At 50.4% G+C, this 19862-nt stretch carries 20 protein-coding genes; 13 read left to right on the top strand and 7 right to left on the bottom strand.

Annotated elements, in window-relative coordinates; genetic code table 11:
- The first annotated feature begins 106 nt into the window (after positions 1 to 106).
- The 12 genes from AC01YT_RS01920 to AC01YT_RS01865 all read left to right on the top strand — a co-directional run bounded on the left by AC01YT_RS01920 (position 107) and on the right by AC01YT_RS01865 (position 12685).
- The gene (locus AC01YT_RS01920; RefSeq protein ID WP_476672662.1) at positions 107 to 1249 is read left to right on the top strand and encodes an NADH-quinone oxidoreductase subunit D; all 1143 of its coding nucleotides are present in this window, start codon (positions 107 to 109) and stop codon (positions 1247 to 1249) included.
- Between the two features lie 21 nt (positions 1250 to 1270).
- Entirely contained in the window at positions 1271 to 1879 is a 609-nt protein-coding gene (locus tag AC01YT_RS01915; RefSeq protein WP_476672538.1) for a 4Fe-4S binding protein, read from the top strand.
- Between the two features lie 6 nt (positions 1880 to 1885).
- Positions 1886 to 2215: a hypothetical protein gene (locus AC01YT_RS01910; protein WP_476672537.1), complete on the top strand. Its 330-nt coding sequence runs from the start codon at positions 1886 to 1888 to the stop codon at positions 2213 to 2215.
- Between the two features lie 47 nt (positions 2216 to 2262).
- Positions 2263 to 3348, top strand: coding sequence for an Mrp/NBP35 family ATP-binding protein (locus tag AC01YT_RS01905; RefSeq protein WP_476672536.1), 1086 nt, complete (start codon positions 2263 to 2265; stop codon positions 3346 to 3348).
- Between the two features lie 4 nt (positions 3349 to 3352).
- Entirely contained in the window at positions 3353 to 4249 is an 897-nt protein-coding gene (locus AC01YT_RS01900) for a PSP1 domain-containing protein (RefSeq protein WP_476672535.1), read from the top strand.
- Between the two features lie 5 nt (positions 4250 to 4254).
- A complete protein-coding gene (locus tag AC01YT_RS01895; protein WP_476672534.1) occupies positions 4255 to 4989 on the top strand; it encodes a PIG-L deacetylase family protein in 735 nt (244 codons plus the stop codon).
- Between the two features lie 9 nt (positions 4990 to 4998).
- Positions 4999 to 6177 carry a M20 metallopeptidase family protein gene (locus tag AC01YT_RS01890; protein ID WP_476672533.1) on the top strand — a complete coding sequence of 393 codons (1179 nt, stop codon included), beginning with the start codon at positions 4999 to 5001 and terminating at the stop codon, positions 6175 to 6177.
- Positions 6174 to 7088, top strand: a complete 915-nt coding sequence (locus AC01YT_RS01885) for an ABC transporter substrate-binding protein (protein ID WP_476672532.1) — start codon at positions 6174 to 6176, stop codon at positions 7086 to 7088. Before AC01YT_RS01890 ends, AC01YT_RS01885 begins: the two co-directional genes overlap by 4 nt.
- 138 nt (positions 7089 to 7226) lie before the next feature.
- A complete protein-coding gene (gdhA, locus tag AC01YT_RS01880; protein ID WP_476672531.1) occupies positions 7227 to 8627 on the top strand; it encodes an NADP-specific glutamate dehydrogenase in 1401 nt (466 codons plus the stop codon).
- Between the two features lie 154 nt (positions 8628 to 8781).
- Positions 8782 to 11034, top strand: a complete 2253-nt coding sequence (locus AC01YT_RS01875) for a GAF domain-containing protein (protein WP_476672530.1) — start codon at positions 8782 to 8784, stop codon at positions 11032 to 11034.
- The gene (locus AC01YT_RS01870) at positions 11024 to 12130 is read left to right on the top strand and encodes a response regulator (protein WP_476672529.1); all 1107 of its coding nucleotides are present in this window, start codon (positions 11024 to 11026) and stop codon (positions 12128 to 12130) included. Before AC01YT_RS01875 ends, AC01YT_RS01870 begins: the two co-directional genes overlap by 11 nt.
- A gap of 81 nt (positions 12131 to 12211) precedes the next feature.
- Positions 12212 to 12685, top strand: coding sequence for a YkgJ family cysteine cluster protein (locus AC01YT_RS01865; protein ID WP_476672528.1), 474 nt, complete (start codon positions 12212 to 12214; stop codon positions 12683 to 12685).
- 25 nt (positions 12686 to 12710) lie between these two features.
- Here the strand turns inward: AC01YT_RS01865 and AC01YT_RS01860 are convergent, their stop codons facing one another.
- The 4 genes from AC01YT_RS01860 to AC01YT_RS01845 form a co-directional block, all read right to left on the bottom strand.
- On the bottom strand, positions 12711 to 13106 hold the full coding sequence (locus tag AC01YT_RS01860; RefSeq protein WP_476672524.1) for a zinc ribbon domain-containing protein: 396 nt from the start codon (positions 13104 to 13106) through the stop codon (positions 12711 to 12713).
- Between the two features lie 119 nt (positions 13107 to 13225).
- Positions 13226 to 14656 carry a sensor histidine kinase gene (locus AC01YT_RS01855; RefSeq protein WP_476672522.1) on the bottom strand — a complete coding sequence of 477 codons (1431 nt, stop codon included), beginning with the start codon at positions 14654 to 14656 and terminating at the stop codon, positions 13226 to 13228.
- Positions 14653 to 15357 (bottom strand): response regulator transcription factor, encoded by a 705-nt coding sequence (locus tag AC01YT_RS01850; RefSeq protein ID WP_476672520.1) that lies wholly within the window; start codon positions 15355 to 15357, stop codon positions 14653 to 14655. The genes AC01YT_RS01855 and AC01YT_RS01850 overlap by 4 nt, the downstream gene beginning before the upstream one ends.
- Positions 15358 to 15371: 14 nt before the next feature.
- On the bottom strand, positions 15372 to 16028 hold the full coding sequence (locus AC01YT_RS01845; RefSeq protein WP_476672517.1) for a corrinoid protein: 657 nt from the start codon (positions 16026 to 16028) through the stop codon (positions 15372 to 15374).
- A gap of 96 nt (positions 16029 to 16124) precedes the next feature.
- On the opposite strand from AC01YT_RS01845, the gene AC01YT_RS01840 reads away from it, so the two are divergent.
- Positions 16125 to 18020 (top strand): ASKHA domain-containing protein, encoded by a 1896-nt coding sequence (locus tag AC01YT_RS01840; RefSeq protein ID WP_476672515.1) that lies wholly within the window; start codon positions 16125 to 16127, stop codon positions 18018 to 18020.
- Here AC01YT_RS01840 and eda read toward each other — a convergent pair.
- From eda to AC01YT_RS01825, 3 genes are all read right to left on the bottom strand, one after another.
- Positions 17999 to 18664 (bottom strand): bifunctional 4-hydroxy-2-oxoglutarate aldolase/2-dehydro-3-deoxy-phosphogluconate aldolase, encoded by a 666-nt coding sequence (gene eda / locus AC01YT_RS01835; RefSeq protein WP_476672513.1) that lies wholly within the window; start codon positions 18662 to 18664, stop codon positions 17999 to 18001. The two genes, AC01YT_RS01840 and eda, sit on opposite strands and share 22 nt — an antisense overlap.
- A gap of 11 nt (positions 18665 to 18675) precedes the next feature.
- Entirely contained in the window at positions 18676 to 19608 is a 933-nt protein-coding gene (locus AC01YT_RS01830; protein ID WP_476672511.1) for a phosphotriesterase family protein, read from the bottom strand.
- Between the two features lie 20 nt (positions 19609 to 19628).
- Positions 19629 to 19862: uroporphyrinogen decarboxylase family protein (locus AC01YT_RS01825; RefSeq protein WP_476672509.1), on the bottom strand; the 234-nt coding region annotated here is incomplete at its 5' end.

Genomic DNA, 19862 nt, shown 5'->3' with positions numbered 1-19862 from the left:
GGAGGGTTTTGTCTTTCGTGCCGAGGATCGCAACCCGTTTGGGGATAACGTGCAGTATCCACCCGGGTTTGACCCGGAATCCTGGACGCCAGCAGATGATGAGGCTATTTATCGTGCGCTAAAACGTGTTGAGGATCAGGATGATCTTCATGCGGAGACGCTGGTCGTCAATCTAGGGCCGCAACATCCTTCAACCCATGGCGTTTTTCGTATGGTTGTTTCGTTAGTTGAGGAAACAATTTTAGACTTAAAGCCAGTAATGGGCTATTTGCACCGCAACCACGAGAAGATCGGGGAGCGTAATACCTTCCTCCAAAACATGCCTTTTACCGATCGCCTGGATTATATCTGTTCAATGAGTAATAATTTTGGTTATGCCCTGGCGGTTGAGAAATTAACGGGTATTAAGCCACCGGAACGGGCAGAATATATTCGGGTGATGATGGCCGAACTGACCCGTTTTCTTAATCATATTTTTGCCATCGGGTTCTTACTTAACGATTTAGGCGCTTATTTCACACCGGCACTTTATGCGATTGAGGAGCGCGAGTTAATCCTAGATATTTTCGAAGCCGTTTCGGGATCGCGCATGATGTGCAACTACTTCCGCTTCGGTGGTGTAGCGAGAGATGTGTCGGATGATATTTTGGAGAAGGTACGCCGTTTGGTTAATGATCGTTTACCGCGTAAAGTGGATGAGATGGATGAATTTTTGACTAAAAACGAAATTGTGCGGGAGCGGTGTGAAGGGGTGGGCATATTAACTGCCGAGCAGGCGATCGCCAATTCGGCCTCAGGTCCGGTGTTGCGGGCTTCGGGAGTGCCGTACGACGTGCGACGGGCTGATCCTTATAGCATTTATGACCGGCTGGAGTTCGATGTAGCAGTGCGCTACCATGGGGATATTTATGATCGCTACCTGATCCGCCTCGATGAAATGCGCCAGAGTTTACGCATTTTGCAACAGGTGTTGCGGGATATCCCCGAAGGTCCTATTATGAGCGGCAAGCCCCAATACCAGGTACGCGTGCCCCCCGGCGAAGCCTACGGACGCGTGGAAGGTCCTAAGGGTGAGTTGGGTTTCTATGTGGTTTCTAACGGGAAGCCCAATCCTTGGCGCTACCATGTTCGCGCCCCTTCCTTCATCAACCTGACCAGCCTTGCAGATATGGCGCGAGGGAATAAGGTGGCTGACGTTGTTGCCATCCTCGGTTCAATTGATATCGTCCTGGGTGAAGTGGATCGTTAAACAAGAAGGGAGACGAATCACATGACAGGATGGGGTATTTTAAAAAGCCTATGGGTGACCTTCAGGCATTTGATGGTCACTTATATAGAAGATATCCGCCATGGGAAGCGCCGCTATTTTACATCAGAAGGGATAGAGATGCGCCGCAATAGTGATGTGAAAGGCATCTTCACGGTGCAGTACCCGGAAGAAAAACTGCCGGTGCCCGAAGCCTTTCGGTATTTGCCCTTCCTGGTTTACGAAGAAGGGGCAAACGGTGAACGGCAACTGCGGTGTACCTCATGCGGTATTTGTGCCAAAGTCTGTCCGCCGCAGTGTATTTGGATTGTGCGCAAAAATGATCCACAGACTGGCCGACCTATCCCTACTCCTGCAGCCTTCTATATTGACGTGGATATTTGTATGAATTGCGGCTTTTGCGCTGAATACTGTCCGTTTGACGCCATCAAGATGGATCACGATTATGAGATTGCCTCATATGATCGCTTGCGCGAGCACATTTTTGATATTGAGAGACTCGCTAAGCCTGTTTCATACTACGCATCAATCCGGCCAACCGACTATGCTCTTGAAGAAGCGGCACGGGCTCAAAAAGGCAGCGCCAAAAAAACTGAAGGCACAGCGGGGTGATGAAGGATGTATAACGAAGACACCGAAATGTTGTTTCCGCTAAGAGTACTTCCTTACTTGAAGGATTTACGCAGTCCCTTGTGGCAAGATTTGGTTGTCCGCATTGAACGCATCTCAGCCTCTTTGATTGATCAAGTTGCTTTTACCTTACTTATGGCCCGCCTTAATAACTGCATGACGTGCAGTGCCGATTCCTTTCGTGGCATGCGGGGGTGTACGCAATGTGCTCGTACAACCGTCCGCCGATATCGTGGGCCAGATCAGGAATTGGTTGATTTATATGAGCAATGCCGTCATGAAGTAAAGGCATTCTTATCTGAGCACAAAAAAGCGTGAAAAGAAGCCGGGTTTGAATTACAATTGAAGCCACGAAAGGAGTAACCATGAGCGCTGATACGTTATCTCAAGAGGCTTTATTATCGGCTCTACGTCAAGTCAAAGATCCTGAATTGGGGCGGGATATTGTTTCGCTAAATATGGTTCGTCACCTGGAAGTGGATAATGGGGTTGTGACTGTTGAGATTGTCCTCACCACACCCGCATGCCCTCTGCGTGATCAAATTCAGGACGATGTGAAGTCGGCTTTGATGGCCTTGCCAGGTGTGAAAGAGGTAAGAGTAAATTTGCAAGCCAATGTGGCCACCGATGGGCGTATCCGAGGTAGTTTGCAATTGCCGGTTAAGAACGCTGTGGCGGTAGCCTCGGGCAAAGGTGGTGTGGGTAAGACAACGGTAGCAGTTAATCTGGCGGTGGCATTGGCCAAAGAAGGAGCCACGGTGGGGCTTTTGGATGCAGATATTTATGGCCCCAATGTTCCCACGATGTTGGGTGTGGATCGCCTTCCTCCTTTCCAGGGTGAAAAGTTGCAGCCAGCCGAAGCCTTTGGTGTAAAGGTGATGTCCATTGGATTTTTAGTACCTCAAGGTAAACCCCTGATCTGGCGGGGACCGATGCTTCACTCCGCGATTCGGCAATTTCTTTCGGATGTCGCCTGGGGTGAATTGGATTATTTGATTATTGATCTCCCGCCCGGGACCGGAGATGCGCCCCTAAGCCTGGCTCAATCCATCCCTCTCACCGGTGCCGTGATTGTGACTTTACCCCAAGCCGTTTCGGTGGAAGATGCAGCACGAAGTTTGGAGATGTTCCGCGAACTCAATGTGCCGGTATTAGGCGTAATAGAAAACATGAGTTATCTAGTACTACCGGATGGAAGCCGTATGGATGTTTTCGGCCAAGGAGGAGGGGAAAAACTGGCTCAGAAAGCTGGGGTTCCGTTTTTGGGGAACATTCCTATGGATCCAATGGTACGCATTGGCGGGGATCACGGCTCACCAGTGGTCGTAGCCAAACCTGATTCGGCTCCGGCCAAAGCATTGATAGAAATTGCCCGTCGTCTAGCCGCTCAAATCAGCGTGACGGCATTGCAGGCAGAGCGACTCGCTCCAAAGATTGAGATTACAGGTTAACCTCATGGCGTTAAGCACGGATATGTTTATTGTTGGGGTCAGATTTTCCAAAGTAGGAAAGGTTTATCACTATGATGCCACCCATCTTGAAGATGCTCAAGTGGGGGATCGGGTGGTTGTTGAAACAACGCGGGGATGGCAGATTGGGGAGATAGTGCAGATTGTAGATCCACCGGGTCAACCCCCGGAAGGTGGATGGAAGCCAATTACACGTTTGGCAACGCCGCGCGATTTGCTCTTGCGCCAATTGTGGCAGGCAAAAGAACAACAGGCCGTTTATCTCTGCGCTCAAAAAGTAACTGAACTGGGTTTGAACGGAATAAAAATCATTGGGGCTGAATACAGTCTGGATGGTACTTACCTGGCGATTCTGTATAGTAGTGATACCGAAGAGAAACAAGATCTCAAAGCTTTTCGCCAGGCAGTACAAAGGCTCTTCCCAACGGTGCAAATTGAGTATCGGTTGTTGGGACCACGCGATGTTGCCAAGTATATGGGGGGGATGGGGGCATGTGGTTTGGAGACACGCTGCTGTTCCAAATTCCTCACCGAGTTTAATTCCATCTCCATCCGAATGGCGAAGGAGCAGGATATTTCCCTGACACCGGCTGAAATTACTGGAATGTGCGGACGATTGCGCTGTTGCTTAATTTATGAATACGAACAATATTGCGAGGCATGTCGTGATCTACCTAAGCGCAATAAGCGTGTGCTCACTCCAGCAGGTGAGGGTAAAGTGGTGGATTTGAACATCCTGATGGGGAAAGTTAAGGTAGAAATTCCCGAGGTCGGAGTACGTGAATTTCCCAAGGAAGAGATTACCCCTGCGAATGGGAGCACGCCGCCTTCTAATCCCCCAACGGATAAATCAAAGGGAACCCAAAGCAAACGATCAACCTGAACCCTATGGACAGCAACGATCTGGAACTTTTCGTTGATTGGGATTCACCCCAAAAGATTCTTGTAATTCTGGCACACCCGGACGACCCCGAATTCTTTTGCGGGGCGTCTATTGCCTACTGGTGTGCGCGAGGCCATGAGGTAAGGTATTGTCTTCTAACCCGCGGAGATAAAGGAGTCAATGGTCGTGTGATTCCTCCGCAGACGTTGAAAAACATGCGTGAGGAAGAGCAGCGCGCTGCTGCAGCGGTATTGGGGGTGAAACAAGTATCCTTTCTCGATTACCCGGATGGCTATTTAGTGCCGACTCTGGAGGCGCGGCGGGACGTGGTCAGGGTAATTCGTCGCGAGCGACCGGATATTATTGTGACCTGTGATCCCTTGAATTATTTTCCGGCGCCAAATCGCATCAATCATCCTGATCACCGTGTGGCTGGGCAAATTGTGATGGACGCGGTTTTCCCGGCAGCAGGGAATCCAATGTTCTTCCCTGAACTCTTAACTGAGGAAGGGTTAGAACCGCATGAGGTCAGAGAAGTATGGTTTTCGCTGACTCGCCAGCCGAATGTCCGACTAGATGTTACGCCTTATTGGGGCCACAAGATCGAAGCCTTGCGTGCTCATCGCAGCCAGATACCGGATTTTAATGAATTAGAGGTGCGTATGCGGGCACGCCTTGCGCCGGGGAGCACCCCCGAGCAACCTCGTTATGAAGAATATTTTTATCGGGTCGTGTGGTGAGGAGGTGAGATGAAATCCCTCTTTGAGGAAGCCTCTAGGCTATTTCCACATGCCCAGCAATTGCGTCGAGACCTTCATCGTCATCCGGAACTGGGGTTTGAAGAATACCGTACCGCGGGGATTGTAGCACAGGAACTGCGGACGTTAGGGTTGGAAGTTAGCACAGGCCTTGGCAAAACCGGCGTGGTCGGTTTGCTAGAAGGTGCCCATGAGGGCCCCACCTTGCTACTGCGCTTTGACATGGATGCGCTGCCGATCCAAGAAGAAACGGGTGCCGAATACGCTTCAACTCGGCCGGGAGTTATGCATGCATGTGGCCATGATGGACATGTGGCGATTGGTCTAACCGTGGCCAGATTACTGGCTCATCATCGAGATGAAATTTATGGGAAGGTGAAATTTGTCTTTCAACCCGCTGAAGAAGGTTTGGGCGGTGCTCAAGCCATGCTTGAAGATGGAGTGCTTGAAAGCCCGCACCCAGACTTCTCCTTAGCGCTTCATCTTTGGAATGAGAAACCGGTGGGTTGGATAGCGGCTACCCCAGGTCCGTTTATGGCGGGTTCAGATGTGGTTGAAGTAAACCTACGGGGACGCGGAGGTCATGGGGCATTGCCACATCAGACGCATGATCCAATTGTTACGGCGGCGCAGTTGATCTTGGCGCTACAGACCATTGTTTCACGGAATGTGCCTCCATCGGATGTCGCGGTTCTTAGCATCACTCAGGTGCACGGTGGCGATGCGCATAATGTGATCCCGGAAAATGTGCTTCTCCGGGGTACACTGCGCACTTTTTCAAAATCTATTCGCGAATTGGTGCTAAATCGAATTACCCAACTTACAGATCATCTTGTGCATGCCATGGAATGCGAAGGGGAGATAAAAATCACCGATCTTACGCCGCCTGTGGTTAATGATGAGAGAATGACAGCTCTAGTTGCTCAAACTGCCTGTGAGGTATTACCTGAAGTTATCGTAGATACGTCATATCGAACCATGGTTTCTGAAGACATGGCTTTGTTGATGGAACGAGTGCCTGGATGTTACTTCATGGTGGGGAGTTCTAACCCTGAGCGTGGATTGATCTATGGACATCATCACCCCAAGTTCGATTTTGATGAACAAGCCTTGATCTATGGGGCAGCCTTGATGAGTGCAGTGGCGCTGAAAAGGCTGGGATCGAAATGAAAAGCAAAGACTTAAATAAACTTCGCCAATTGCCTTCATTTGACCTTTCGCCCAAACGGGTGATCTCTCTTGTGCCGTCAATGACCGAATCTATCTTACGTTTGGGGCTAGGCGATTCCTTGGTGGGGATTACGGATTACTGTATCTATCCGGAAGGGGTCGTAAATACCTACCCCCGCTTAGGGGGGCCTAAAAGCATTCGTGTGGGCGACGTATTGGCTCTGCAGCCCGACTTGATTATTGCTGATCAGGAAGAGAACTCACCTGAGGATATTGAAGCACTAGTGGAGGCCGGGTGCCGGGTTTGGGTTACGTTCTCGAAGACGGTGCGCGAAGCCCTGGCCAACTTGTGGGCCCTGGTGCAACTTTTTGCGCGAGATCGCGCTTTTCAAACCTTGCGGTTTTTGGAAAAGAGCGTAGAGGTTGCCGAACTGGCGGCAAGCGAGCGTCGGGGGATACGATATTTTTGTCCTGTTTGGGAAGAAGAACATCCGCGTTATGGCCGCTGGTGGATGACCTTTAATCGCGATACCTATAGCAGTGATCTCCTCCACCTTGTTGGGGGTGATAATGTCTTCGCAGATCGTGAACGCCGCCATCCCTTAGAGTCCGAGTTGGGTGAGACTCTCGGAGAACCAGCGGGTGATCGGGATACTCGTTATCCTCGTGTCAGCCTGGAAGAGGTCTTGCGGGCTGACCCTGAGGTCATCATCGTTCCGAGTGAGCCATACCCCTATCGATCAGAAGACCGCGAGCGCTTGGCGGAGATTTTCGCCGAAACGTCCGCCGCTCAGTTTGGACGGATCTATTATGTAGATGGCTCTTTGATTACCTGGCCGGGGGTGCGGCTGGGGGAAGCGCTGGCTCAATTGCCCTCTCTGTTCGAATTTTCAGAGTCAACCGAAGAATAACGTTTGCGGCCCTAAGTCCGTTAGGTTTTGATAAAAAAGGATAAGGGGGTAAAAATGACCCTTTCGGGTAATAGCCGTTAGGAAGGGTTGGCGCTATGATCGTAGGCAACATCACAACATCTCAACCTGGAGGCGATCATGAGCATTCTCCCTTCCACCCAACCGATCACCACAATTGGCATTCATGCCTATCCGGATGCCCAAGCTGTTGTTGAAGATGTTTATGCGGAGGTTGTGCGACGCAACCCAGGGGAGGTTGAGTTCCACCAGGCCGTGCATGAGGTTTTGAGTTCATTGGTTCTAGCCTTGGAGCGTTACCCGGACTTACGCCACGAGCGAATTTTGGAGCGGTTATGCGAACCCGAACGCCAAATAATCTTTCGGGTAACCTGGGAAGATGATCGCGGTCAGGTGCATGTGAATCGTGGTTTCCGGGTTGAATTTAACAGCGCTTTGGGCCCTTACAAAGGAGGGCTTCGTTTCCACCCTTCGGTTTATTTGGGGATTATCAAGTTTCTCGGTTTTGAGCAGATTTTCAAGAACGCCTTGACCGGCTTGGGCATGGGAGGGGCTAAAGGGGGGAGTGACTTTGATCCTAAGGGAAAGTCTGATCGTGAGGTCATGCGGTTCTGTCAATCGTTTATGACCGAGTTATATCGCCATATCGGGGAACATACAGATGTCCCTGCGGGTGATATTGGGGTGGGAACGCGCGAAATTGGTTACCTGTTTGGGCAGTATAAACGCCTGACCAATCGGTATGAAGCCGGTGTGTTAACGGGGAAAGGTGTGGATTGGGGTGGTTCGTTGGTCCGCACAGAGGCAACTGGCTATGGTTTGGTCTATTTTGTTGAGGAAATGCTTAAGATGCGGGGAGAGTCCCTGGAAGGGAAAACATGTGTGGTCTCGGGTGCGGGCAACGTGGCGATTTACACAATTGAGAAGGTTCATCAATTAGGTGGAAAGGTGGTGGCTTGTTCGGACTCAGATGGTGTGGTCTTTGATGAACAGGGTATTGATGTTCCTTTACTCAAGCAGTTGAAAGAAGTGGAGCGTCGGCGTCTCAAGGATTACACGCAGTACCGACCGCAAGCGAAATACACCCCGAAGGGGAATATTTGGAAGATCCCCTGTGATGTGGCTTTTCCGTGTGCTACCCAGAACGAAATCTCGGGCGAAGACGCGGCTACCTTGGTGCGCAATGGATGCCGTGTTGTTGCCGAAGGGGCCAATATGCCCACGACCCCTGAAGGGGTGAGAATATTTTTAGAGGCCAGCGTTCTTTATGCGCCGGGAAAGGCAGCAAATGCAGGCGGCGTGGCGACTTCAGGGTTGGAAATGTCTCAAAATGCCAGCCGTGAACAATGGGATTTTGAGACCGTGGATCAGAAACTGCGCAAGATCATGCAGAATATCCACCATCAAGTCTATACCACCGCCGAAGCCTTTGGCGTTCCGGGAAACTATGTGCATGGCGCAAATATTGCTGGGTTCCTGCGCGTGGCGCGAGCGATGTTAGCAATGGGTCTGGCAGGATAACAGACATCTTTTTCTCCTGGGGTGTTGGTTCTATGCGCGGGGTGCCTGGATGTAGGCACCCTGACGCGTTTTGGGTCTTTACGCCCACGCAATCCTGCATATAATATCCCCCTAATCATTGCCTTTCTTGTCCGAACAGGTGTCCGGTGGCTTTATGTCAAGTGCGGAGAGCGAACTCACGCGCATTCTCAATGTTCTAAACCAGTCTTCTACCCTGGTAAATCACCTGGGATTGAGCGATTCCATCACCCTTGAGGGTTTGCTCAACTTGGTGGTTAACAGCGTTGTTGGTATCGTGCCGGGTAGTTGCGCCGTGCTTTACCTATATGATGCTAGCCGAGAGAGTTTTGTCCTTGAATCACGAGCGGCAGCGGGCGAACGTCTTGTGCGTCCCGGTCTTGAGCCTGCTCCCCCGCGTCCTCAGGGCTTGGGTTGGCGGGCGATTAACCGGCAGCGTCGGGTACTGCTGGAAGAAGAACCTGATTTGGACCTTCCTTTGCAGCGCCAGCGTGAGGGTGCGATCACAGGAGCGGCATTTCCACTGATTGTGGCCCGTCGGGTGGTGGGGGTTTTGTATGTTTACCTCTATGAGCCACGTGCGTTCACACCGATCGAGATTTTCGCCTTGGAGAATTTTGCCAATCAAGCGGCGATGGCGGTTTATCATGCCCGACAAGCCGAGCGAGCACGAGAAGCCATCTGGCGGCGGGATGAGGAATTGATACGATTGCGGCGAGCGGGGTTGTTGATCTCCTCTCGCCCTCGATTGGAAGATACCCTGGAAACTATTCTTAGGATGGCACTAGAGGTGACCAATGCTGAATACGGTAGTTTTCGCCTGGTGGATGCAAGTGGAAAGTATTTATTGCCCAGCGTTGTGATTGGTAAATCTATCCATAGTCAAGAAGCCGAGAAGTTACCGATAGATGCAGGAAGCGTTACCGGGTGGGTAGCCTTGCATCGTCAGCCTCTATGCATCCCCGATGTGACCGAAGATCCTTGGGCTAAAATGTACTCTCCGTTAGACCCGGGGCTTGAGATCCGTGCTGAATTGGCCGTGCCCTTAATTGGCGCTAGTGGAAGGGTTGAGGGTGTGTTGAATTTAGAAAGCCCCAATCCCGGCACATTTTCAGAAGAGGACAGCCGTCTCGTACAGGCTTTGGCAAACCAGGCAGTGATTGCCATCCAAGAAGTTAAGTTGCTGGATGCGTTGCAAGAATTGACCGAGAAATTACTAACCGAATCTTGTTCTAAGGTCTTACACTACTTAGTTAGTGTGGCTTGTCATCTTTTGAATGCAGCCACGGCAGCTATCTGGCTTTTAGAGGGTGAAAGTTTACGTCTGGCGGCATCCTTGGAAGGTCATCAGCACGTTGAACGCTTACCACTCAACAGTTCTTTGATTGGACGAGCGGTCCTTCATCGTGAGGTGGTTATATCCACCAATTTACCGGAAGAGGCATGGTTCTTTCGTCCAGAATTAGCCCGTCAACAGGGATGGCAACGGGCTCTGGTAGTGCCGCTGATCGAGCACCATCAAAGCGCCAAAGCAATAGGGGCATTTGCGGTGTATAGTACTCAACAAGATCCGGGGCATTTCATTGAGTCAGATTGGGATAAAAAGGTGCTTACCATCTTAGCGCGATATGCTGTGCTGGCGGTAGAAAGCGCGGAGCGCCAGGAGGCCATTCGGGCGGCACATGAGCGTCAGATGCTAAGTGAAACGTTTGCAGCTTTAGGCGATGTTGCTGCCAATCTGCTTCATCAGATGAACAACAAAATCGGGATCATCCCGGTCAAAATTGAAAGCATACAGGAAAAGAGCCGTTCAGTATTAGAAAAAGACGCCTATCTTGCGCGCAACTTGGAGGAAATCAAGGAAACCACGCGCAATGCCCTAAATGCTTTACGCGAGAGCCTGATCCTTTTACATCCGATCCAACCTGGCCCTGTTTCAATCCTGGCTTGCGTGCAAGGAGCATTGCGCTCGTTGTCTTTGCCCTCAGGGATCGAAGTGTCTCTGATAAACTTGGAGAAGTTGCCCTGGGTAGTTGCCAGTGAGCCCAATCTGCGTTTGGTATTTCAGAATCTCATCGAAAATGCGTGTGAGGTCTTGGGAGGAAAGGGCAAAATTGAGATTTCTGGTCATCTTGAAGGCCAATGGGTCGAAGTCAGGGTTACCGACAATGGCCCTGGTATTCCTCCTGAAATTCAGGATCGTATTTTTGAACTGCACTTCTCCAACCACAAGCCAAGTCATATCGGCTTTGGACTTTGGTGGGTCAAAACGCTGATGACGCGTTTAGGGGGTTCGGTTAAGGTGAGAAGCCATCCTATGCAGGGTACGAATTTTTACTTACGACTTCCGGTAGCCTCTGAGAGCAAGGAGGATAGTAGTGAGGCGTAGCCGTTTGGGACGGGCGCTTATTGTTGAAGATGATTTAGCCTGGCGTTCTGCGATTGGTGAGGTGTTGACTGAGGAGGGGTTGGATGTAGACTTTGCTGAGACCGTGACTGTGGCGCAGGCATTAATGCGGCGTCATGCCTATCGCCTGGCTATCGTTGATCTCTCGCTGAGTGAGTCGCAACCTGATCAGCAGGGGTTATTGGTTTTGCAGGCAATCCGTCAGCAGGCTCCGCTCTGTCCAGCAATTTTGCTTACCGGGTATGCAACGGTAGAAATTGCCGTGATGGCCTTACGTGAGTACGGTGCGCTAACGTGCTTACGTAAAGAAACCTTTGGTCGGACGCATTTTCGTAGTTTGATCCGCGAGATCTTAGCAACTGCTCCAGTGGTGGTTGGGGAAGAAAAGGATTTTCCTGAGCCCTCTCTAATTGAAGGGGGTAGAGAAAAAAGAGAAGAGAATCGACAAAGTGCCTTAGTGGTGGACGATGATGCGGGATGGCGTAACCTCCTTGGCGAGTTATTGGGAGGAGTGGGCTTTCGGGTTCAAACTTGCGTTGGTTTGGGAGAGGCCCTAAATCGTTTGCGTCGTGCCTACTTTGATTTGGCTGTGGTTGATCTCTCTCTTATAGAGTCGATAAACACAAACCGGGAAAACGTTCAAGCGGGGACTGGTGAGGAGTTAGGTGGAGTGCGGTTATTAGATCATACCTATGCACGAGGAATTCCCACCATTGTGGTCAGCGGTCTTTCATCACCGCGATTGATTGAGGCATTGTATCAGGGGGGTAAGATAGTCGCGTATATCGAGAAACGGACCTTTGAACGAAGAGTTTTTCTGGAAATCGTTGGGGAAATTCAAGCTCAGCAAGGGAAAGAAACACCGTTGGGTTTACTCTCAGATCGAGAACGGCAGGTGTTAAGTTTGGTGGCCGAAGGGCATTCAAATCCCCAAATTGCACAGGAACTGTTCATTTCCCTTAATACAGTTAAGCGTCATTTGAAGTCCATTTTTGCTAAGTTAGGGGTACGCAATCGTGCCGAGGCAGTTGCGTTGGTTTTAAGACTCCGGGAACGAGATCGCACTTATGGGGCCTAAAAACCTTGGCAACGACCAAGGAATACAGTAGTAATCTATAGTGAACTTTTATCATTACGACTTGGGCAGGTAACAGTTGGTATGAAGGCCAAGGGTGAAAATCCTTGCCGAACGTGTGGCGCTTGTTGTGCTTATTTTCGGGTTTCATTCTATTGGGGAGAAACCGATAAAGCACCTGGGGGCTATGTGCCATCTGAACTCACGGCTCCCCTTCCCCCTTTTTATCACCTTATGCGTGGTACAGACCGTAATCCACCGCGGTGCATTGCCTTGGAGGGTGAAGTCGGACATTCGGTGCGTTGCCGTATTTATGAGCGGCGGCCTTCACCCTGTCGTGATTTTGGTGTCCAATGGAGAAATGGGCGGGTGGAGATAACCCCCGAGATGCTCGAGCGATGCAATTGGGCACGAATGGCCTGGGGGTTGCCACCCTTGAGCGTAGAAACCCAGCGGACGCGCACCAGCCTTTCTTCTAAGGTGGCAGAAGGGACTACACGGCGCAGGAAACCAATTCGGCATTTTCCTTCTTCAGCAAGAAATCAACCGGCAGTTTAACGTTTGCCGGTTGATGAATATCTCTCTAATGGGTTGGAGGGGTTTCTTTTAGCCTAGTTCCGCAATAGGGACAAACCAGCCAATCAGATTGGATTAGGCGTTTGCATTGTGGGCAGAGCAAAGCGTTTGGCGGTTGAGGCGTCGAGGGTGTATTGGGGGAGACGTAGCGCATTAACCAGACAATCCCCGCAATCAACAGGACCAGGAGTAGAAGTGGGGCGAAGAGCATCAGCAACGGCCAAAGCCAAACGACTGCGGGAGGGTAAACCCAGTGATGCATACCCCAGAGATGCATGGGCATTCTATAAACGCCATAGGTCCACTGACGGGCAAAAAAGAGCACCAGGCTGACCAGAAGTGCGAGGATTAGTAATCCTCCAATAATGAGTAGGACGGTTGTCCAGGGAGATTTCTTGTTCATTCTCACCTCCACGATACAAATCTAAACGTAGTTTGGTAACAACACGTTTCAAATCTTAAGCCAATCTTATGAAGATTTCATCAATGGGTTATGAAGAAGATTTGAAGATGGGAATAAGGCTACTTAACTTGGGATTCGCTATTCGACTTGGATGTACGCAGAGGGAGAATGACCTCAAAACGGCTTCCTTGGCCTGGGGAGCTTTCTATTTCGATTCGCCCCCCATGAGCATGAATGAGGTCCCGGGCAATGGTTAGGCCAAGTCCCATGCCTTGGGGGAAGCGTCGGGCTGTGCTACCACGTTGAAACGGCTCAAAAATGAGAGATTGCTCATCCGGGGAGATACCGGGTCCGCTATCAGCTACAATGAAGTGGAATTCAGACTCATCAGCAAAGACTTGAACAACAATTTTACCGCCACTCGGTGTGTAGCGAATGGCATTGTGGATAATATTGCCCAGTGCTTGGGCGAGGCGATCTGGGTCAACATTTAGAGCAGGCAGTACACCGGCAATTTCCACATACCACTGCTGATGTTTCTCGCGAGCGGCCTGCGCCCAAGGGGCAAGGAATCCAGCAATCCACTCGGATGTGTTAATCGTTTGGGTGTGGAGTTCAAAGGTGCCAAAGGCTTGATCATGGAGATGAGCCAGTTCATCGGTCAACCTTCGGAGACGGTTCAATTCTTGATCCATCCCCTGAAGCAGATCATCGCGCAACGCAGCATCGTTTGTGGCTCCTGAACGAAGGGCTTGGACAGCGGAAATGAGAGCACTTAGTGGAGTTCCTAGTTCATGAACCAGATTGGCCAGGAGACGCTTTCGACTGGTCTCTAGGGTCTGCAGTCGCTCGAGAAAGGCGTTGAACGCCCTTGCTAAAAGTCTCAATTCTTGCGGTCCGTCCTCAGGAATGGATTGAGGGGGAGTCATACCTAAAGCCAGGGAATAAGCGGCATGGCTCAACCGTTTAATGGGGCGTTCAAGATCTTGAGTAAATCCCAAGGCAAGGAAAATACCTAGAATGAGGCCTGCGCCACCGGTGAGCAAAAGAATCCACACCAAAGCCGTTGTGCGGCGCGTAAATTCGGCAAAGGGCGTACTGAGAAAAATGTATCCTTGTAGGTTGTTTAAGGAATCCCGAACAGGAGTAAGAAGTCCTTCATCGTTTCCAACTTGTGCCAAAACAATATTGCCTTGTGAAAATGCATTGTTCGTGCTGGGAAATTCAAAACGGGTGCCGATAAGCAACGTATCGCCCGAATTCGATGATGCAATAAGTTCGCCTTGGGGATCGAAAAGAAGCAGGCGGGTGGGAATAATCTCTGCCATGCGTATCAGGACATCCTGAGCGAGGCGGCGATTTTGCCACACATCAGGGCGATTTGCAAGCAACTCAGAGGCAAGAAGCGCCTGGCGAGAATAATCGTTAAGCAGATTGTTTAGAATGATCTGGGAACGCAGTAGGGATGAACTGGCAAATATCACCACTGGTAATATGATGACCAGAGGAGCAATGCTTAAAAGTAACAGGCGAATGCGTAGACGGTTCATGTTTTGTTTTCCAGAGGGACATAACGATAGCCAACTCCACGAACGGTCAATATTCGCTCGGGATGATTAGGATCGGATTCAATTTTTTCGCGTAGCCATCGAATATGAACATAGACCACTTGCGGTTGCCCTTCGAACTCCGATCCCCAGACCTGAGTCAATAGATCCTCTGTGGAAACGACCTGGGGGGAGTGACTAGCCAGGAGATATAGTATGTCAAATTCGCGCGGAGAAAGTGAAAGGGGAATACCTCGTAGTGTGGCCTGCCGGGTTTGAGGGTCGAGTATGAGGTCCCCGAGTGTAATCGGCTTTACTGAGATAGGTTGAGGTGGACTCTCGGTGCGGCGTAGGACGGCTTTAATATGGGCGACAAGGACATCAATATCGAAGGGCTTGGTTACATAATCATCGGCGCCTAATTCTAACCCCAGGATCTCATCCAATTCGCGCCGGCGGGCGGTTAAGAGAATAACTGGTAACGATGGCCACTCTCGACGTAATATGCGCAGCGCTTCCAGACCATCCATTTCGGGTAAAGTGAGATCCAACAGGACTAGATCGGGTTGATTGATCTTAAGCCAAGCTAAGGCATCTTCCGCTGTGGCAACTGCATGCACCTTATAGCCGACACGTTCCAGGTTAAAACCCAGGGAGCGGCGGAGCAGGACATCATCATCCACAAGTAAAAGCGTTCGAGACACGGATGATGCTCCCCTTAGGATTGCTCAGGAAAGTTTGAGAGCAGGTGTTTCGCTAAAGCGACGGCCCGACTGGCATCTGGAGCGTAACCATCGGCACCGATTTGACGTGCAAACCCCTCGGTCACCGGGGCACCTCCAACCATCACACGCACCCTATTACGCATCTGCTCGCGCTCTAGAACTTCGAGGGTGAGTTTCATATTAGGCATGGTGGTGGTTAGAAGAGCCGACATACCGAGTATGTGAGGTTGATGTTCTTCAATGGCAGCTAGAAATTTTTCGGGCGAGACATCAGTGCCCAAATCAATCACCTCAAAGCCAGCCCCTTCCAGCATCATACCGACCAGATTTTTGCCAATATCGTGCAGATCGCCCTTTACTGTTCCCAAAACAACTTTACCCAGTGGCTGAATGCCTTGCGCCACTAAGAGGGGCCGCAGGCGGTTAAGACCGGCTTGCATGGCCCGGGCGGCAACCAACATCTCGGGGACGAAAAATTCGCCCTCTTCAAATAAACGTCCAACTTCACGCATGGCGGCGATAAGACCCTGATTTAATGTCGCTTCGGCGGTCAGTCCTTGTTCCAGGGCTCGCTCAATTCCTTCAAGGGTGCCCCTTGTATTACCATCTACTACGGCTTGAAATATTGTGGCAATGATTGAATCGGGCATGATTCCCTCTCAAGTATGTGACTAATTCAATTATAACTACTTGGACTGAGGAGAAACTATAATTGATTGAAGAAGCGTTGAGGGTATTCGACCGCTATGCCAAACGTCATTATTTATCCTGATGGTAAAACAGCATCTCTTAAACCAAGGGAGAATCTACTTGAGGGACTGCGAAGCGCAAACATTGATTTGTTTGCCCCGTGTGGTGGAAAGGGGTGGTGTGGAAAATGTGCTGTCATCGTAGAAGCAGCAGACCCAGAAGCACTTTCTGCTCCCACACCGGAGGAAATAGCGTTTTTTAGACAAAGAGGAAACACCCATAACTGGCGCCTGGCTTGTCAGGTTGAGGTTCGAGGGAATGCCGTTATCCGTATTCCTGTCGAGAGCAGGCAACGCCGCTGGATTAAGGAAAAAACACTATTCATTAATGAATTCCAGACCGAGCCGGTTATACGACTGTGCCAGGTGGTTCTTCCGGTTCGAGGTATGCATAATCCTAAGGGATGGTTGGACCAGGTGGTTGAAACGGTGGAGACTGTAGCTGGAATTCATCCCTTAGCCTGGTCACAAGAGGTCAAAGAGACTTTATTGCTTAGCAATGGCTCGGAATGGGCCAGAGCTACCTTTACGCTGCGTGATGAACAAGAAGTGGCTCATGTTCAGCCAGGCTTTTGTGACCATAGTTATGGCGTTGCGATAGATATTGGGACAACCACATTGGCAGTATATCTATGCGACTTAATCGAAGGGCGTATTTTGACATCAGGCTCTGCTCTTAATCCTCAGATTACCTACGGGGCAGATATTATCTCGCGGATCGCCTATGCTCAGACCGATTTAGAACGCTGTAAGCATTTACAAAAGATTCTAGTTGAAGCGCTTAATTCATTGATCGGGGGGTTAGCCCATCAAACGAATATCCGGACAGAGGATATTATCGAGGTCGTTCTGGTTGGAAACAGTGTGATGCATCATCTTGTGTTAGGATTAGATCCTTCTGGGCTGGGAAGGACACCTTTTAATCCTGTGGTGCAGACAGCATTGGACTTACCGGCGGTTGAAGTCGGCTTAAAATTAGCGCCTACAGCGCGATTACATGTTCTTCCTTTGAAAACGGGCTACGTCGGTGCTGATGCTGTGGCAGCAGTTTTGGGAAGCGGATTGGAGACAATCGAAGGAAATGCCTTGTTAATGGATATGGGGACAAACGGTGAAATTATCCTGAAGCATGGGAAGCGTCTGTTCTGTACTTCTGTGCCATTGGGGCCGGTTTTTGAAGGGGCTCAGATTACCCATGGGATGAGGGCTGGCATCGGGGCGGTTGAGCACGTGCGTTATGATCCACGTCGAGGAAATTTTCAAGTCACATGGATTGGACAGGATAACGGTTCAAAAGGGCATGGGGCGGTCAAGGCAAAGGGCTTTTGTGGTTCTGCAGTTATCGAGATCGTTGCCGAGGCGCTTGCAGCGGGCTTAATCCGTCCCGATGGACGGATTGTAAACAGTGAAGCGCCCTGCGTGACCCAGGCCGATTCTGGCGAACGGGCAATAGAAATTGTGTCTGCTTCTGATACTTATAATGGTTTGCCTCTTCTCTTTACTCAGAAGGATGTTCGTGCGGTGCAATTGGCGAAAGGGGCTTTAAGTGTGGGGATTAGACTTTTGATGGAATATGCCGGTTTGGAAAAGCGTGATCTTGCCAGGATATTCCTTGGGGGCATTTTTGGGACGATGATCAGTCCACTTCATGCGTTAGCATTGGGGATGCTCCCACCTGTTGATCCTCAGCGGATTCGAGCCGTGGGGAACGTCGCCGGGGCAGGCGCATGCATGGCATTGCTAAATCGGTCTCTGCGCAAGCGTGCAGTTACGTTAGTCGAACAAATGGAATATGTGTCATTGCCCCAAGACCAGGAATTTCAAGATTATTTTATTGAAGCCCTACAATTCTCAACATCTGAGAAGGCACGTTATATCCTGGGCTGGGATTGAAAGGCGTGCAACCAATTCAGAGCCTTTCGCACCGCATCTTCGATGAGATCGAATCTTTGAGTTACTATCCATTCACGACGCAATAATTCACTTCCCATTCCAATAGCAACTGCGCCGGCTTCCAGCCAGGCATGGATCGCCTTCTCTTCCAGCGGGATTCCTCCGGTGGGAAGGATCTTAACCCAGGGCATGGGACCACGCAGGCTGCGAAGATAAGCCGGTCCACCCAATGCAGCAGCGGGAAAGAGTTTGATAATTTCCACTCCGTAGGAAAGTGCATTCACGATTTCTGTGGGTGAAGCCGCGCCGGGGATATAGGCAACACCATGACGATGGCAAAGGGAAGCAAGGGATGGATCAAAGATGGGGCTGATAATAAAATCCGCCCCTTGAGCAATGTAGAAGGTAGCCGTAGGTGCATCTAAAATGCTTCCAACCCCGAGCACACAGTCTTTATTAAACTCCTGGCGCAGCGCAGCGAACACAACCGCCGCTTGTTCACCCCGATGAGTAAATTCAATTACTTTAGCGCCGGCCTGTAAACAGCATTTCGTTATGTCAAAGGCTACAGAAATCTGCGGTGTATAAAAGAGAGGAACTAACCGGGTTACCAGAATGGTGTTGTAGACTACAAGACGGTCCATGAATACCTCGGTTACTTTTCCACCCACGCCAGGAACCGAGCCGGGTTTTCGACCAGAAAGCGCTGGACAATGGCCTTATCAATCCCTTCCTCAATTAGACGGGACACAAACCGCCATAAGATAAACGTTAGGCCGGGTCCTTTTCCGAAACCAAAACTGGGCCAGTAACTCTTACGTGCCAGATCGGCTGAGAGCATGATCTGATCGGCATGACCATTAGCAATCAGCATCTTGATCACATCTATCCGTAGGTTATCAGATGCATATTTTTCTTTACCAATCTGGTCAAAACCTAAATAAACCCCAGTGCGGGCGATGGCGAGTAGATAGTCCGACTCTAATTTGCGATCGAGGTGACCAATGAGAATACAATGCGGAGGAACACCTTCTGCGGTCAGGTGCTGAATTTGCTCTAAAGCCATGGTGCCGGCTTCGGTGTGGGTGGAGATAGGGGCTCCAGTGGCACGGTGCGCTAAAGCCGCAGCCGTTAGAACAACGGCTTCGGTTGAGGTTATCTCATTTAGGCTGCTGGAAGCTTTAATCACCCCAGCGCGCACGTCGGTGTTATCTATACCTCGTATTAGGTCGCGGATCATTCCTTCGGCTAGAGTTTCGGGTGATTTATCTGCCACCCATGGAGCGCTGAACTTAGCCTTGTTGTACCCGGTGGTAGCGATGATGTGGACACCAGTGGTTTCAGAGATCCGCCGTAATACCAATGGGTCCCGTCCCAACTCAGGCGTGGTCATCTCAACAATGGCACTACCGCCGGCCTTTTTGAACCAAGTAACTTCGCGGATTGCAACACCGGGATCGTCCAGGCGTAAATCGGGGTCTTGAGTTGCATAAGGTTCCGGTGGCAGAAAATAAAGGTGTTCGTGCATATAAGTGATACCCAATTCACGGGGATCTACATCACCACGTACGGTACGGATCCAAGCCATTAGTCTTACCTGCCTTTCTTTTAATTTGAGATGGGATAGTGTCCGAATTCCCGTGCGGCTTTGAAAAGGGTCACTACGTTTTGAGGGGGGATATCGGGCTGAAGATGATTACTGGGAGCCAGGATATATCCTCCCCCTCTTGCCAAAAGATGCAGTCGCGTCTTGACCTCTTCAATTACGTGTTCGGGTGAACCCTGTAAGGCATTCTTAATATCAATACCGCCCCAAAAAGTCAACCTATCCCCATATTGCGC

Source organism: Thermanaerothrix sp., from assembly GCF_056331585.1.
Note: the sequence above shows the minus strand (reverse complement) of the source record. Positions and strands in the feature narration are given on the sequence as shown.

Coding starts and splice junctions, on each gene's coding strand:
- AC01YT_RS01900 (WP_476672535.1), top strand. CDS start 3,353: ATGGCGTTAAGCACGGATATGTTTATTGTTGGGGTCAGATTTTCCAAA.
- AC01YT_RS01840 (WP_476672515.1), top strand. CDS start 16,125: ATGCCAAACGTCATTATTTATCCTGATGGTAAAACAGCATCTCTTAAA.
- AC01YT_RS01910 (WP_476672537.1), top strand. CDS start 1,886: ATGTATAACGAAGACACCGAAATGTTGTTTCCGCTAAGAGTACTTCCT.
- AC01YT_RS01855 (WP_476672522.1), bottom strand. CDS start 14,656: ATGAACCGTCTACGCATTCGCCTGTTACTTTTAAGCATTGCTCCTCTG.
- AC01YT_RS01890 (WP_476672533.1), top strand. CDS start 4,999: ATGAAATCCCTCTTTGAGGAAGCCTCTAGGCTATTTCCACATGCCCAG.
- AC01YT_RS01905 (WP_476672536.1), top strand. CDS start 2,263: ATGAGCGCTGATACGTTATCTCAAGAGGCTTTATTATCGGCTCTACGT.
- AC01YT_RS01865 (WP_476672528.1), top strand. CDS start 12,212: ATGAAGGCCAAGGGTGAAAATCCTTGCCGAACGTGTGGCGCTTGTTGT.
- AC01YT_RS01860 (WP_476672524.1), bottom strand. CDS start 13,106: ATGAACAAGAAATCTCCCTGGACAACCGTCCTACTCATTATTGGAGGA.
- AC01YT_RS01830 (WP_476672511.1), bottom strand. CDS start 19,608: ATGGCTTGGATCCGTACCGTACGTGGTGATGTAGATCCCCGTGAATTG.
- AC01YT_RS01915 (WP_476672538.1), top strand. CDS start 1,271: ATGACAGGATGGGGTATTTTAAAAAGCCTATGGGTGACCTTCAGGCAT.
- AC01YT_RS01845 (WP_476672517.1), bottom strand. CDS start 16,028: ATGCCCGATTCAATCATTGCCACAATATTTCAAGCCGTAGTAGATGGT.
- eda (WP_476672513.1), bottom strand. CDS start 18,664: ATGGACCGTCTTGTAGTCTACAACACCATTCTGGTAACCCGGTTAGTT.
- gdhA (WP_476672531.1), top strand. CDS start 7,227: ATGAGCATTCTCCCTTCCACCCAACCGATCACCACAATTGGCATTCAT.
- AC01YT_RS01885 (WP_476672532.1), top strand. CDS start 6,174: ATGAAAAGCAAAGACTTAAATAAACTTCGCCAATTGCCTTCATTTGAC.
- AC01YT_RS01875 (WP_476672530.1), top strand. CDS start 8,782: ATGTCAAGTGCGGAGAGCGAACTCACGCGCATTCTCAATGTTCTAAAC.
- AC01YT_RS01895 (WP_476672534.1), top strand. CDS start 4,255: ATGGACAGCAACGATCTGGAACTTTTCGTTGATTGGGATTCACCCCAA.